The 14170-nt window shown below is 69.3% G+C and carries 14 protein-coding genes; 10 read left to right on the top strand and 4 right to left on the bottom strand.

What is annotated here, in order from left to right:
* Nucleotides 1-3 precede the first annotated feature (3 nt).
* Complete coding sequence (locus M6E97_RS21130; RefSeq protein WP_003104329.1) at nucleotides 4-459, bottom strand: DUF2214 family protein; 456 nt, start codon at nucleotides 457-459, stop codon at nucleotides 4-6.
* Between the two features lie 124 nt (nucleotides 460-583).
* Here M6E97_RS21130 and M6E97_RS21125 point away from each other — a divergent pair, with 124 nt between their 5' ends.
* The 7 genes from M6E97_RS21125 (at nucleotide 584) to M6E97_RS21095 (ending at nucleotide 8110) form a co-directional block, all read left to right on the top strand.
* Nucleotides 584-1423 carry an arylamine N-acetyltransferase family protein gene (locus M6E97_RS21125; protein ID WP_033937813.1) on the top strand — a complete coding sequence of 280 codons (840 nt, stop codon included), beginning with the start codon at nucleotides 584-586 and terminating at the stop codon, nucleotides 1421-1423.
* Nucleotides 1424-1752: 329 nt separating this feature from the next.
* Nucleotides 1753-1989: a hypothetical protein gene (locus tag M6E97_RS21120; RefSeq protein ID WP_172607502.1), complete on the top strand. Its 237-nt coding sequence runs from the start codon at nucleotides 1753-1755 to the stop codon at nucleotides 1987-1989.
* A 209-nt stretch (nucleotides 1990-2198) separates the two neighbouring features.
* On the top strand, nucleotides 2199-4910 hold the full coding sequence (mgtA, locus tag M6E97_RS21115; protein WP_019485519.1) for a magnesium-translocating P-type ATPase: 2712 nt from the start codon (nucleotides 2199-2201) through the stop codon (nucleotides 4908-4910).
* A 97-nt stretch (nucleotides 4911-5007) separates the two neighbouring features.
* A complete protein-coding gene (locus tag M6E97_RS21110) occupies nucleotides 5008-5784 on the top strand; it encodes a hypothetical protein (protein ID WP_034005295.1) in 777 nt (258 codons plus the stop codon).
* 50 nt (nucleotides 5785-5834) lie between these two features.
* Complete coding sequence (locus M6E97_RS21105) at nucleotides 5835-6044, top strand: hypothetical protein (RefSeq protein WP_003111811.1); 210 nt, start codon at nucleotides 5835-5837, stop codon at nucleotides 6042-6044.
* A gap of 42 nt (nucleotides 6045-6086) precedes the next feature.
* The gene (locus M6E97_RS21100) at nucleotides 6087-7754 is read left to right on the top strand and encodes a Na/Pi cotransporter family protein (protein WP_003121105.1); all 1668 of its coding nucleotides are present in this window, start codon (nucleotides 6087-6089) and stop codon (nucleotides 7752-7754) included.
* Nucleotides 7742-8110, top strand: a complete 369-nt coding sequence (locus M6E97_RS21095) for an SLOG family protein (protein ID WP_009314301.1) — start codon at nucleotides 7742-7744, stop codon at nucleotides 8108-8110. The genes M6E97_RS21100 and M6E97_RS21095 overlap by 13 nt, the downstream gene beginning before the upstream one ends.
* Here M6E97_RS21095 and M6E97_RS21090 read toward each other — a convergent pair.
* Nucleotides 8086-9447 carry an MATE family efflux transporter gene (locus M6E97_RS21090; protein WP_003111808.1) on the bottom strand — a complete coding sequence of 454 codons (1362 nt, stop codon included), beginning with the start codon at nucleotides 9445-9447 and terminating at the stop codon, nucleotides 8086-8088. The two genes, M6E97_RS21095 and M6E97_RS21090, sit on opposite strands and share 25 nt — an antisense overlap.
* Before the next feature lie 236 nt (nucleotides 9448-9683).
* Here M6E97_RS21090 and M6E97_RS21085 point away from each other — a divergent pair, with 236 nt between their 5' ends.
* The 3 genes from M6E97_RS21085 to M6E97_RS21075 are packed head-to-tail and all read left to right on the top strand — an operon-like array spanning nucleotide 9684 to nucleotide 12450.
* On the top strand, nucleotides 9684-10046 hold the full coding sequence (locus M6E97_RS21085) for a GtrA family protein (RefSeq protein WP_003111807.1): 363 nt from the start codon (nucleotides 9684-9686) through the stop codon (nucleotides 10044-10046).
* Nucleotides 10043-11017, top strand: coding sequence for a glycosyltransferase family 2 protein (locus M6E97_RS21080; protein ID WP_003107470.1), 975 nt, complete (start codon nucleotides 10043-10045; stop codon nucleotides 11015-11017). Before M6E97_RS21085 ends, M6E97_RS21080 begins: the two co-directional genes overlap by 4 nt.
* Nucleotides 11014-12450, top strand: coding sequence for an ArnT family glycosyltransferase (locus tag M6E97_RS21075; protein WP_003095324.1), 1437 nt, complete (start codon nucleotides 11014-11016; stop codon nucleotides 12448-12450). The genes M6E97_RS21080 and M6E97_RS21075 overlap by 4 nt, the downstream gene beginning before the upstream one ends.
* 2 nt (nucleotides 12451-12452) lie before the next feature.
* On the opposite strand, the gene M6E97_RS21070 is transcribed toward M6E97_RS21075, so the two are convergent.
* Together M6E97_RS21070 and M6E97_RS21065 are read right to left on the bottom strand one after the other, a co-directional pair.
* A complete protein-coding gene (locus M6E97_RS21070; protein ID WP_003135287.1) occupies nucleotides 12453-12947 on the bottom strand; it encodes a YkgJ family cysteine cluster protein in 495 nt (164 codons plus the stop codon).
* Nucleotides 12923-14158, bottom strand: a complete 1236-nt coding sequence (locus M6E97_RS21065) for a DUF1835 domain-containing protein (RefSeq protein ID WP_033939354.1) — start codon at nucleotides 14156-14158, stop codon at nucleotides 12923-12925. Before M6E97_RS21065 ends, M6E97_RS21070 begins: the two co-directional genes overlap by 25 nt.
* Nucleotides 14159-14170 lie beyond the last annotated feature (12 nt).

Raw genomic sequence — 14170 nt, 5'->3', positions numbered from 1 at the left:
GGCTCAGCCGCGCATGCCGAAGCCGCGCGCCATCAGCGTAGCCAGCAACGGAATGACCAGCAGCAGGAGCAGTTGCAGGCGCACCGCCAGGACCACCCGCCGGCCCCGGGCCGGCGTCACCGCCGGCACTTCGCCGGCCTTGAGGGCGCCGCGCCAGCCAAGGAAGGTAACGGTCGGCAACAGCGAGACCAGGGCAGCGAGGACGAATAGCCCGACCTTGGCGTGGAACAGGCCATTGTGCAGGTAGTAGTCGACGCCCTTGCCGTACCACAGCACCCGCGCCAGCCCGCTGGCCAGTACCGCCAGGGCGCAGAGGCCGTAGCCGCGGTCGATCGCCGCCAGGCTGCGGGCGCGCTCCAGGTCCAGCGGCAGGCGCAGCAGGCGGTGCTGCAACACCAGCAGGGCGAACAGCAGGAAGATCGACAGGTAGTGCAGGTAGGCGACGATTGCCTGGGCCATGGCGGCGCTCCTCGGGGTGGGATGGGCACAGTCAAGCAGACCCCGGGCCAATGTGCCTGACGGCGCTTCCGGTATTCCCCGAGAATGCGTCTAGAATCGAGCTGGCCATTTTCCGGAGCCCGCCATGACCCCGCTGACGCCCGAGCAGACCCATGCCTACCTGCACCATATCGGCATCGACGATCCCGGTCCGCCGAGCCTGGCGAATCTCGACCGACTGATCGACGCGCATCTGCGCCGGGTCGCCTTCGAGAACCTCGACGTGCTGCTCGACCGCCCCATCGAGATCGACGCCGACAAGGTTTTCGCCAAGGTCGTCGAGGGCAGCCGCGGCGGTTATTGCTTCGAACTCAACTCGCTGTTCGCCCGCCTGCTGCTGGCCCTCGGCTACGAGCTGGAACTGCTGGTGGCACGGGTACGCTGGGGACTCCCGGAGGACGCGCCGCTGACCCAGCAATCGCATCTGATGCTGCGTCTGTACCTGGCGGAGGGCGAGTTCCTGGTGGATGTCGGCTTCGGCTCGGCCAATCCGCCGCGAGCACTGCCTTTGCCGGGCGACGAGGCGGACGCCGGACAGGTGCATTGCGTGCGTCTGGTCGACCCGCGCGCCGGTCTCTACGAAAGCGCCGTGCGCGGTCGCAGCGGCTGGCTGCCGCTGTACCGCTTCGACCTGCGCCCGCAGTTGTGGATCGATTACATCCCGCGCAACTGGTACACCTCGACCCACCCCCACAGCGTGTTCCGCCAGGGCCTGAAGGCCGCCATAACCGAGGGCGACCTGCGCCTGACCCTGGCCGACGGGCTGTTCGGCCAGCGCGCCGGCAACGGCGAGACGCTGCAGCGCCAACTGCGCGACGTCGAGGAACTGCTGGACATCCTGCAGACCCGTTTTCGCCTGCGCCTCGACCCGGCCTCCGAAGTGCCGGCGCTGGCGCGACGGCTGGCGGGACTGATCTCCGCCTGAGCGCTTTTGGCCGATGTCTTTTCGCCGGACTCCTGCGGGAATTTTCCGATGTTCCATAGAAGCCTGAACGAAACGGCTTTTTCGGTTGACCTCGTCTGGCAAGAGGTCTATAAAACCCCCGCCCGCAGAGCCGGGCACTTTCTTTCCCCCTACGAAGAGAGCCATGGACAGTATTCCCAGTAGTCGTCGCCCGGCCCAGCAGATGCCGGCTGGTGCGATGACCCAAACCAACGCACGACGGAACCCGCAACGGGTCGGTCGGTTGAGCGGCATCCTGGGCTGACCCACTGCTTCTCACCCGTGTCCGGCACGCCGGGTACAGGTGAGTCATGAACTTCGAGAATTCGGTATCCCCCGGCGTATTATCCGCCTTCGTGGCGAAGATGCGCGTGCGCGCCGCGCAGTCCCCCGGCGCGATCCTTCCCGGCCACGGCCATCCTGCGAGCCTCGCCTGGCGTGTCGACCCGGCCGGCGGTCGCCTGGAGTATCGCCGCCTGGAGAGGCAGGTCGAAGAGAACCCTGAGCGGTCGCCGCCCGATGCGCGGCTGACGCTTTCTCCTGCCTAACCCTTCGCACAAGGAGCCTGCCATGGACGAACCACCAAGTCGGCCTGCTGCGTGCCGCCTGAGCGGCCGCGCGCAGTGGGCCTCACCCGGACAAGCCGAACATTCTTCCCACCGATCGCGAACATCGCGACCCGGCACGCCTTTGCCTGTCACCTGACCGGCAACCGACTCGTGTCGCCGTCGCGCAGCTCGCGACAGGAGACCGAGTCATGAGCGTAGCGACCCAACGCAATACCCAGCTCGACACCGAGCGCCGCAACGACCGACTGTCCATGCGCGCCGCCCGCGAAGCGCAGAACAGCCTGGAAACCACCCTCACCAATGTCCGCGGTCGCCAGGACGGCCTCGACCAGGCCGAGGCCGCCGCCCGGCTGCACGCCGACGGCCCCAACGAAGTGGCCCACGACCGTCCGCCACACGTCCTGGTGCAACTGCTGCAGGCGTTCAACAACCCCTTCATCTACGTGCTGATGACGCTCTCTGCGATCAGCTTCTTCACCGACTTCTGGCTGCCGCTGCAGGACGGTGAGGAAACCGATCTCACTGGCGTCATCATCGTCCTCTGCATGGTCCTGGTCAGCGGCCTGATGCGCTTCTGGCAGGAATACCGCTCGGGCAAGGCCGCCGAGGCGCTCAAGGCCATGGTGCGGAACACCGCCACCGTGCTGCGCCGAGACGAGCGCGGGATGCGCGGCGAGCTGCGGGAAATCCCCATGGGCGAACTGGTGGTCGGCGACATCGTGCGCCTGTCCGCCGGCGACATGATCCCCGCCGACATCCGCCTGATCGAATCGCGCGACCTGTTCATCAGCCAGGCCGTACTCACCGGCGAGGCGCTGCCGGTGGAGAAATACGACACCCTCGGCGCGGTCCGCGAGAAGTCCGCCAAGCGGATCGCCGCCGACCAGCAGGACCTGCTCGAACTGCCGAACATCTGCTTCATGGGCACCAACGTGGTCAGCGGCACGGCCACCGCGGTGGTGGTCGCCACCGGTGCGCGCACCTATTTCGGTTCGCTGGCCCGTTCCATCGTCGGTTCGCGGGCGCAGACCGCCTTCGACCGTGGGGTGAACAGCGTCAGTTGGCTGCTGATCCGCTTCATGCTGGTGATGGTGCCGATCGTGCTGCTGATCAACGGCTTCACCAAGGGCGACTGGACCGAGGCGTTCATGTTCGCTCTCGCCGTGGCGGTCGGCCTGACCCCGGAAATGCTGCCGATGATCGTCAGCGCCAACCTGGCCAAGGGCGCGGTGGCGATGTCGCGGCGCAAGGTGGTGGTCAAGCGTCTTAACGCGATCCAGAACTTCGGCGCCATGGACGTGCTCTGCACCGACAAGACCGGCACCCTGACCCAGGACCGGATCATCCTCGAGCATCACGTCGACGTTGCCGGCCGGCGCTGCGACCGGGTCCTGCAAATGGCCTGGCTGAACAGCTTCCACCAGTCCGGGATGAAGAACCTGATGGACCGCGCGGTGGTCGCCTTCGTCGAACAGAACCCGCGCATCACGCCGCCGGATGCCTGGCGCAAGGTCGACGAACTGCCCTTCGATTTCGTCCGTCGGCGTCTCTCGGTGATCCTCGAGGGCAAGGGCGGCGAACACCTGCTGGTGTGCAAGGGCGCGGTCGAGGAAATGCTCGAGATCGCCACCCGCGTGCACCAGGACGGCGTCGACCTGCCGCTCGACGAGGAACGCCGCCGGGCCCTGCTGGCGCTGGCCGAGCAATACAACCGCGACGGCTTCCGCGTGCTCCTGCTCGGCACCCGCAGCCTCTCGCGCACGGAGTCCCAGGCCCAGTACGGCGCCAGCGACGAGCGCGACCTGGTGATCGCCGGCCTGCTGACCTTCCTCGATCCGCCGAAGGAAACCGCCGGCCCGGCCATCGCCGCGTTGCGCGAGAACGGCGTGGCGGTGAAGGTGCTCACCGGCGACAACCCGGTGGTCAGCGCGAAGATCTGCCGCGAGGTCGGCCTGGACGTCGGCGAGCCGCTGCTCGGTCGCGACATCGACCTGATGGACGATGCCACCCTGCAACGCCTGGCCGAGGAGCGCACGGTGTTCGCCAAGCTGACGCCGCTGCAGAAGTCGCGGGTGCTCAAGGCCCTGCAGGGCAACGGACACACCGTCGGCTTCCTCGGCGACGGCATCAACGACGCCCCCGCGCTGCGAGATGCCGATGTCGGCATCTCGGTGGACAGCGGCACCGACATCGCCAAGGAATCGGCCGACATCATCCTCCTGGAAAAAAGCCTGATGGTCCTGGAGGAGGGCGTTATCAAGGGCCGCGAGACCTTCGGCAACATCATGAAGTACCTGAACATGACTGCCAGCTCCAACTTCGGCAACGTGTTCTCGGTACTGGTGGCCAGCGCCTTCATCCCCTTCCTGCCGATGCTGGCGATCCACCTGCTGCTGCAGAACCTGATGTACGACATCTCCCAGCTGTCGCTGCCGTGGGACAAGATGGACAAGGAGTTCCTCGCCAAGCCGCGCAAGTGGGACTCGAAGAACATCGGCCGCTTCATGGTCTGGATCGGCCCGACCTCGTCGATCTTCGACATCACCACCTACGCGCTGATGTGGTTCGTGTTCGCCGCCAACAGCCCGGAAATGCAGTCGCTGTTCCAGTCCGGCTGGTTCATCGAGGGCCTGCTCTCGCAGACCCTGGTGGTGCACATGCTGCGTACCCAGAAGATTCCCTTCATCCAGAGCACCGCGGCGCTGCCGGTGATGCTGATGACCGGGCTGGTGATGGCGCTGGGCATCTACGTGCCGTTCTCGCCGCTGGGGGCGATGGTCGGCCTGCAGCCGCTGCCGTGGGAGTACTTCCCCTGGCTGGTGGGCACGCTGCTCTGCTACTGCGTCACCGCGCAGACCATGAAGACCCTCTACATCCGCCGCTTCGGCCAGTGGTTCTGAGTGATCGGCCGGGCTTCGTCCCGGCCTTTCCCGGCGCGTCGGCAAGCCTCGCCGCGCCGCGCAACGCACACCGGACCCACGCATGGAGAGACGCATCATGACCCTGCACGACCGGCGCCCGCGGGCGCCCCTTTTCCAACCGCTGCCGGCCGCGCTGCGACGCGCCCTGTCCTGGCGCCTGGGCTTCGTCGCCGCCGCGCTCGCCTGCGTCCTGCTGCTGGCGCTGCTGTCCGAGGCTCGCGCCGCGGGCGGCGCCTACCGGGTCGACGACGGCGAGATCGATCCCGTCGGCGAATGCAATCTGGACGCCTGGCACCAGCGCGAACGCCACCACGGCAACCGCTACCAGTCGGTGCTGTCGCCCGCCTGCACCTTCTCCGCCCTACCATCGGTGCAACTCGGCGCGGCGCTGGTGCGCGAGGGCGACGCAGGCGATCGGCACAGCCGCCTCAGCCCCGAGCTGAAGACACCGCTGCTGGCCCGCGACGACCTCGGCCTGGCGTTGGCCCTGGCGCTCTCGGCGGATCTCTACCTGGACCGCCGGCACGCTTTCGAAGGCGCCGGCTTCAACCTGCCGCTGAGCTACCAGCCGTTCGAGGCCCTGCGCCTGAACGCCGGGGTCGGCCTGGGGCATGCCTACGCCGAGGGCGAGCGCCGGCATCGCTGGAACTGGGGCATGGGCATGGAATACCGCGTCGGCCAGCCGTTGACCCTGATCGCCGAACGCTTCGGCGAGTCGGCCGGCGACAGCGGCTGGCAGGCCGGACCGCGGCTGCACCTGGGCGAACGGCTGGACCTCGACCTGCTGGTCGGCGGCCACCTGCGCGGCGAGCGCGAGCGATGGCTGCTCTCGGGAGCGACCTTGCGTTTCTGAGCCCAAGGGCGTGCCGCGCTGCGGCACGCTCCTCCACCGAGGAAACAGCCATGAACGTCGTACGCAAATGCCTGGGCGCGTCTCGCCGCGCGTTCTGTGGCCTGGCAGCACGGCTGCTGGCGAAGGCCGCGCACCTGCTGATGGTGATCAGCGTGCGCGCATACGCCAGCGGCCGCCTGAGCCAGGTCGAAGTGAAATACCTGCTGGACTGCTCGAGCGCGCTCAACCGTGCCTCGCTCAGGCTGGCCATGGGTCAATGAGCCCGTTCCCTTCACGATCCATTCCGAACCGGGAGTTCCGCCATGCTGGGAACCATCCTCCTGATCAACCTGGCCGGTGCCGTGGCCCTTCTGTTGTGGGGCACGCACATGGTCTCCAGCGGCGTGCTGCGCGGTTTCGGCACTGCGCTGCGCAACTGGCTCGGCCGCCACCTGGGCAACCGCTGGCTGGCCCTGCTCGCCGGGCTCGGCATCACCGGCCTGCTGCAGAGCAGCACCGCCACCAGTCTGATGGCAGCGTCCTTCACCGCCAGTGGCACCCTGGGCCTGGCGCCGGCGCTGGCAGTGATGCTCGGCGCCAACGTCGGCACCACACTGGTGGTGCAACTGCTCAGCTTCGACACCTCGTTGCTGGCGCCGCTGGCCCTGCTGTCCGGCCTGCTGCTGTTCCGCCTGGGCGACGGTCCGCGCCTGGAGAGCCTTGGCCAGTGCCTGATCGGACTCGGCCTGATGCTTCTGGCGCTGGCGTTGCTCGGCCATTCCCTGCAGCAGATCGAGGCCTCGCCAGCCTTTGTCGCGGTGATCCACGGCCTCGAAGGCGATCCGCTGATCGCCCTGCTGCTCGCCGCGCTGCTGACCTGGGCCTGCCATTCCAGTGTCGCGGTGGTGCTGCTGGTGGCGTCCCTGGCCCAGGCCGGACTGGTCTCGCTGCCCATCGCCCTGGCCCTGGTGCTCGGTGCCAACCTCGGCGGCGCCTTGCCGGCGCTGGGGGTGGCCGGTAGCCGGGTGGCGCGGCGCCTGCCGTTGGGCAACCTGCTGGTGCGCCTGCTCGGTTGCCTGCTGGTGCTGCCCTGGCTGACGGCGCTGGCGCAGCCGGCCAACGCACTCGGTGGTGCGGCGGCGGTCTGGTTCCACAGTGCTTTCAACCTGGCCCTGGCACTGCTGGCGATCGGCTTCACCGGACCGCTTGCGGCGCTGCTCGCGCGCCTGTTGCCGGAAGAGGCACAGTCCGACGACCCGGGCATGCCGCGCTACCTCGACGAAGCCGGGCTGGAGGTGGCCAACATCGGCCTGGCCAACGCTACTCGCGAAGTCCTGCGGCTGGCCGACATGGCCAGTCTGATGCTGCGCGCCACCAGCGGCCTGTTGCAGCGACCGGAGGCGAAGGTGGCGGCAGAAATCCGTCGCCAGGACCAGGCCCTCGACCAGTTGAGTGCGGCGATCCGCGCCTACCTGGCAGACCTCGGCCAGGACGGCCTCGGCGACAGCGACGCCGATCGTGCCCAGGAAATTCTCCTGTTCGCCATCAACATCGAGCACATCGGCGATCTCGTCGCCAACAGCCTGCTGCCCCTGGCGATGCGTTGGGCCGGTCGCAGTCGCGCCGGCAGCGAGTTCGAGCTGGGCCGCATGCTGCCGTTGCAGGCGGCGATCGAGGAGAGCCTGCACCTGGCGATCAGCGCGTTCCTTCGCGAAGACCTGGACGCCGCGCTGCGCCTGGTGGCGCGCAAGAAGTTGTTGCAGCGACTGGAGGCCGATGCCAGTCGCGAGCGCTTCCGTCGCCTGCGCGACGATCGCGGTGCCTGGGTGGAGTCCGGTGACGTGTTCCAGCGCATTCTCCGCGACTACCGACGCATCCACCATCATGTCACCGCCCTGGCCTATCCGCTGCTCGAACGCAGCGGCATCGATCCGATGGCGAAGCGGCCGGACGAGCCAGGGCAAGGGGAGGGATCGGCATGCGCCTCCTGATCTGCGCCGGACGCCATTTCAAGGACGCCGAACGCCTGCGCCTGGCGCTCGACCAGTGCCACGGCCTGCAACCGGTGGCGCTGCTCGGCCACCTGCTGCATGCCGGCAGCGGCCTGCCGGACGAGGCCGAGCGCTGGTGCCGCGAGCGTGGCGCGGATTCGCGCGCCTACGATTATCCGGAGCGCAGTGGCAGCGACAACGCCCTGCGCGAGTATGGCGAGGCCGTCCTCGGCGATGCCGCGCCGGACCTGGTGCTGGTGTTTCCCGGCGGGCGCCTGGCCAGCGAACTGATACAGGTCGCGCACGCTGCCTACGTCCCGCTGATGCTCGCCTATCGCCCGCTGTCGGCGCCCTGAGCGGCGAACCAGCCATCGCGGCGGGTCAGGCGCCAGCCGTAGGCGGCCAGGACCAGCCCGCGCAGCAGCATGAAGGCGAGGAACGCCAGCCATAGCCCGTGGTTGCCCAGCCCCTGCAACAGCCAGCCGAGGGGCAGGCTGGCGGCCACCGCGACGAGCATCGCGTTACGCATCTCGCGGGCGCGGGTGGCGCCGATGAACAGGCCGTCGAGCAGATAGCTCCACATCCCCAGCAGCGGCAGGCAGGCCAGGTACGGCAGATAGGCGTAGGCGACTTCGCGGACGCCGGCGATGTCGCTCTGCAGGTCGATGAACAGGTGGCCGAACAGGGCGAACAGCGCGGCGAACGCCAGGCTTGCCAGCAGCGACCAACCACCGGCCACCACCAGCGCGCGGCGCAGGGCGGTTCGGTCGCGGGCGCCGATGGCGTGGCCGCAGAGCGCCTCCACCGCGTGGGCGAGACCGTCGAGGGCGTAGGACGTCAGGAGCAGGCCGTTGAGCAGCAGGGCGTTGGCGGCTACCGTGGCGTCGCCGAGGCGGGTGCCCTGTACGGTGAGCAGGAAGAACACCAGTTGCAGGGCCAGGCTGCGGATGAAGATATCCCGGTTGACCATCAGCAGCGGTAGCCAGGACAGCCAGTGGCGCAGGCGTTGCCACTGCGCCCGCCCGGGGCGCCGGGCCAGGTCGCGGCGGGTCAGGGCCAGGCCGAGCAGGGCGCCGCTCCATTCCGCCAGCACCGAGGCGCGGGCCGCGCCTTGCACGCCCCAGTCGAGGCCGTGGACGAACCAGAGCACCAGGGCGATGTTGCTCAGGTTGGTGGTCAACAGGATCGCCAATGGCGCCCGTGCGTTCTGCGTGCCGAGGAACCAGCCGACCAGTGCGTAGCTGGCCAGGGCCGCCGGCAGGCCGAGCAGGCGGGTATGGAAGAAGGCGCGGGCCTCGCCGGTCAGTTCCGCCGACGGTTGCATCAGTTGCAGGGCCCAGCCGCTCAGGGGCAGGGCCAGCGCGCCGAGCAGCAGGGCCAGGAGCAGCGCCATGCCCAGGCCCTGTGCGAGGATCAGGCGCAGCGCGCCGCCATCGTCGCGGCCGGCGGCCTGGGCGGCGAAGCCGGTGGTGCCCATGCGCAGGAAGCCGAGCACGCCGACCATCAGGGTGTACAGGCTGCCGCCCACGGCTACCGCGCCGAGCTGGTAGGCGTGCGGCAGGTGGCCGACCACCGTGCTGTCCACCAGGTGTACCAGGGGAACGGAAACGTTCGACAGAATCATCGGCCCGGCCAGCGCCCAGACCCTATGGTGGGTCGGGGCGTGGCGCCAGGCATCGCGCAACAGGCTCATGGGGTCCTCCGGATCGGCCGGGCAGTATAGCGACGGCGGCGAGGCCTGCGGAAAACCCGTTTTTCATATCCGGTAACAGACCTCTGCCTGCCGTGTATTCCTTGTCCGACGCGGCTTCCAGGCCTGCCGCAGGGAACCCTGCGAAAACCTGTCAGGAAGCTTGCGCAGCGCTAACCGCGGGGCTTTGCGCACCTTCCTAGAATGCCGGCGTCGGTTGTTTCCAGAGGAAGCCATGCATGCTCCTGGGGCGTTTCGTCTCGGTCGGCGCCGGTGCCACCGCCGTTCATTACCTGGTGCTGACCCTCCTGGTCGAGGGCTTCGCCGTTGGCGCCGCCGTGGCCGCCGCGACGGGAGCAAGCTGCGGGGCTCTGGCTGCCTACCTGGGGCATCGCCGGAAGACTTTCCGCCACCGTGGCCCGGTGTTCCGTTCGCTGCCGCGCTTCTTCGCCGTCAGCCTGCTTTGCGTACTCGGCAACGCCGTCCTGGTGTTGCTGCTCGGCGACCTCGCCGGACTCGACTACCGCCTGGCCCAGCTCGCCGCGACCGGCGCACTGCTGTTGGCGACCTATCACCTTCATCGACTCTGGACCTTCTCATGATGATCGAACCTTCCCTGGCGTCGAAGCTCGAGGCCCCCTGCCTGCTCAGCGTGGTAGTGCCGGTGTTCAACGAGGAGGCGGTGCTGCCGGCCTTCCACCAGCGCCTGGGCGCCGTGCTCGGCGACCTTGGCGACGATTGCGAGGTGCTCTATGTCGACGACGGCAGCACCGACCGCAGCGCGACGATCCTCGCCCAGCTACAGGCCGCCGACCGCCGGGTGGGCGTGGCCCGCTTCACCCGCAACTTCGGCAAGGAACAGGCGATGAGCGCCGGGCTCAAGCTGTCGCGCGGCGCCGCGGTGATCGTCATCGATGCCGACCTGCAGGACCCCCCGGAACTGATCCCGCAGATGCTCGACGCCTGGATCGGCGGCGCCGAAATGGTCAACATGCGCCGCCGTAGCCGGGCCGGTGAAAGCTGGCTGAAGCGCGCCTCGGCGAGCGCCTTCTACCGGCTGATCAACCGCCTCAGCGAGGTGCCGATCCCGCGCGACGTCGGCGATTTCCGCCTGCTCGACCGGCGGGTGGTCGATGCCCTTTGCGAGCTGCCGGAAGGCAATCGCTTCATGAAGGGACTGTTCGCCTGGGTCGGTTTCCGCCAGGTCGATATCGCCTATAGCCGCGCCGCCCGCGTCGCCGGCCACAGCAAGTGGCGCTACTGGCGGCTGTGGAACTTCGCCCTGGAAGGCATCACCGGGTTTTCCACCGCGCCGCTGAAGGTCGCCGGCTACCTCGGCCTGCTCAGCCTGCTGGCGGCCCTGGCGACCCTGCTCGCCGGGATCTTCGGCCAACAGGAGATCCACGAGCACTGGCCGGTGATCGCCGCGCTGTTCCTGATCGGTGGCCTGCAACTGCTGGCCATCGGCGTGTGCAGCGAATACCTCGGGCGGATGACCATGGAAGCGCGGCGCCGCCCGCTCTACCTGATCGACCGCTACCTGCCGGCGCAGGTCGGCGGGGCCAATCCGTGAGGGCGCTGCGCGGCTGGCCGCTGGCCTGGTTCCTGCTCGCCCTGGCCTTCGCCATCCGCCTGCTGAGCCTGGGCAGCTATCCGCTGATGGACACCACCGAGGCCCGCTATGGCGAGGTGGCGCGGAAGATGGCCGAACTGGGCGATTGGATCACGCCCTGGTACGACGTCGGCGTGCCGTTCTGGGGCAAGCCGCCGCTGGCCTTCTGGCTCAGCGCCGGCGGCCAGCTTCTGCTCGGCGCCAACGAGTTCGCCAGCCGCCTGCCGCACTGGTTGCTGGGCGTGCTGGTGCTGTGGCTGGTATGGGACTGGCAGGCTCGCGAAGATCGTCGGCAGGCGCGGATCGCCTGCGTCCTGCTGGGCAGTTCGGCGCTGTTCTTCGTCGCCTCCGGGGCGGTAATGACCGACATGGCCCTGGCCCTGGCGCTGGTCCTGGCCATGCGCGGCTTCTGGCTGGGCCTGCATGGCGCGGAGGGAATCCGGCGCCGCGAGGGCTGGCTGATGTTCCTCGGCCTCGGCCTCGGGCTGCTGGCGAAAGGGCCGCTGACGCTGATCCTCGCCGGACTGCCGATCGGCCTGTGGGCCTTGCTGGAGTGGCGCTGGCGCGCGCTCTGGCGGGGCCTGCCATGGATCCGCGGAAGCCTGCTGATGCTCCTGGTGGCGGCGCCCTGGTACCTGCTGGCGGAGTTGAAGACGCCGGGCTTCCTCGAGTACTTCCTGCTCGGCGAGCATTGGCAGCGCTTCGTCACCGCCGGCTGGGACGGCGACCGCTACGGCAATGCCCACGCCTATCCCTACGGCAGCGTCTGGCTGTTCCTGCTGGCCGCCGCGTTTCCCTGGAGCCTCTGGTTGCCGCTGCTGCTCTGGCTGGGCTGGCGCCAGCGCGGGGAGGTGGTCGATGGCGTCGCCTCGCGCAGGCGCTACTGGCTGTTCTGGGGACTGGCGCCGTGCCTGTTCTTCACCTTCGCCGGCAACGTCCTCTGGACCTACGTGCTGCCCGGCCTGCCGGCCCTGGCGTTGCTCGCCGCCGACCTGCTGCGCGCGCCGCTGGCGCGCAGCGCCTGGCTGCGGCGTGGCGGGCTGGCCTGCCTGGCGCTGACGCCGTTGCTGTTCGCGCTGTTCCTCGGCTCCCTGCTGCTGGGCTCGCGCGCCGAGCAGAAGTCCACCGCCGCGCTGCTGGCCAGCGACGCCGGCTGGCGCGAGCGGCCGCTGGTGTTCTGGCCGAAGCGGCCGTACTCGGCAGTGTTCTACAGCGGCGGGCGGGCACAACGGGCGGAGGACAGCGAACTGGCCGGCTGGTTGCGTCGCGACGCCCTGCTGGCGATCCGCTCGCGTTCGTTCGGCGCCTTGCCCGACGAGGTGCGCCAGCGCTTGCGCTGCCGGCCGCCGGTGGGACAGTACCAGCTATGCCAGGGCGTCGCGCCGCCTGGCTGAGGCTACTTCGGCCGGTAGGCGCAGTGGCCGGGACGCGGGCCGATGCGCGGGTGGTTGCGGCAGGTGTCCGGGCGGCGGGCATAGATGGTGCACAGGCGGGTCTTGCGGTCGAGGTACAGGCAGTCGCCGTTGGCCATGCGGGTGAGGGTGAAGATCTCGCGCTTGTGGTTGAAGTGCTCGATCACGCCATCCTTTTCCAGTCGCTTGGCGATTCGCTTGGCCGGCTCCTCGCGCTCGAACTCGTCGACCAGTCGCATGCGGATCAGGTCGTCGATGCGCACTTCCACCGGCAGCGTGCAGCAGGTCGCGTTGCACTCGCCGCACAGGCCTTCGCGGTATTTCACCCAGGTATCCAGGCGGTCGGGGTCGGCGGCGGCGAGCGGGATCTTCTTCATCGGCGGGCGGGGGCGGGGAAAACGGGCGCGCAATGATAGTGGCTGCGCGCCCGTTGCGCTCGTCCGGGCGATGAGCGTCAGTGCCGTGGGTCCTCCCGCCATACCGGCCGGTCCTGCTCGTCCAGAGCCCAGTGCGCGGTGCCGGCGCGCAGGCGTACGCCGCCGACCCAGCGTTCGGGGGCGCCGAGGTCGAGGCGGTAGCGCCGCCCGGCCAGGACCTCGCGGCCCGCAGCGGTCAGCGCCAGCGGCTGGCGTTCCCAGGGCAGTTCCGGCGCCGGCGTGCGCAGCAGCGCACCGGGCTCTTCCAGCAGCGCGCGGAGCAGGACGCGGAACATCAGGTCGCCGAGATAGGGCAGCGGCTCGCGCCGTGCGGTCAGCTCGGCGAAGACCTGGCCGGCGCTCGGCCGCCCGCCGTCGCGGACGATCTCCAGGGTCAGCCGTTCGCTCAGCGACAGGCCGTCGCGCAGGGCCGGCAGTTCATGCAGTTGCCGACGCAGCGCCGGCCCCAGCAACGGTAGCGCCGGGGTCGGCGCTGCGGCCAGTTGCGCCCAGCGCAGTGGCGCCGGATCGCGGTAGGCTTCCCAGGCCGCGCGGGCCAGCGTCAGGGCTTCGGCGTCCAGCGGGCGACGCCGAGTCCATAGCCAGGCGAGCAGCTCAGGCGCCAGTTGGCCGATGCCGACGAAGCGCTCGACGCCTGGCACGCGGTCGATCTCGATCAGTTCCAGATGCTCCGGCGGCGTCTGCATCCCGGCCAGCACCCGGACCAGGAACAACTGGTCGTAGGCGTCCGCCTCGCACCAGAGGGCCACCCGCGAGTATTCGCCGAGCCGCTCGAGCCCAGCGTATTCCTGGCGCTGGCGGGCCTGGGCGTCGGCCGGGTCGAGGTCGAAGGCGCGGCTCAGGTAGTCGCTGCGCAGGGCGAGGAACTCGGGCAACGGCAGGTTCGGCACCGGTCCCATGGTCAGCGGGTCGGCGAACATCCGGAAGTCGCCGCGAAAGCCGGCGAGCTTCAGGCCGTGGGCGATGTCGTTGCCGCAGCGCAGGTGCAGGGTCGCGGCCTCATCGCCGCCGACCAGGTCGGGGTGGCGGCTGGCGAAGGCGATGGCGTCGACATGCGCCTTGAGTCGCGGCCAACTGGCGAAGCCCAGCTCGCGCGCCACCTGCCTCTGGGCGTCGGCCAGGCGCGGCTCCTGCCCCGGAGGCCCTGTACGGCTGGCCGGGTCGCGGCGCCACTGGCGCAACAGCTCCTTGGCGCGCTTGCGTTGCTGTTCGAGATTGATCCGGCCGTCGCCGAGAGTGCGGGAAAAGGACATACGATCTCCTCT

The organism is Pseudomonas sp. B111, assembly GCF_026428275.1.
GTDB classification, from domain to species: Bacteria; Pseudomonadota; Gammaproteobacteria; order Pseudomonadales; family Pseudomonadaceae; genus Pseudomonas; species Pseudomonas aeruginosa.
This window is presented reverse-complemented; position numbering and strand designations above follow the sequence as displayed.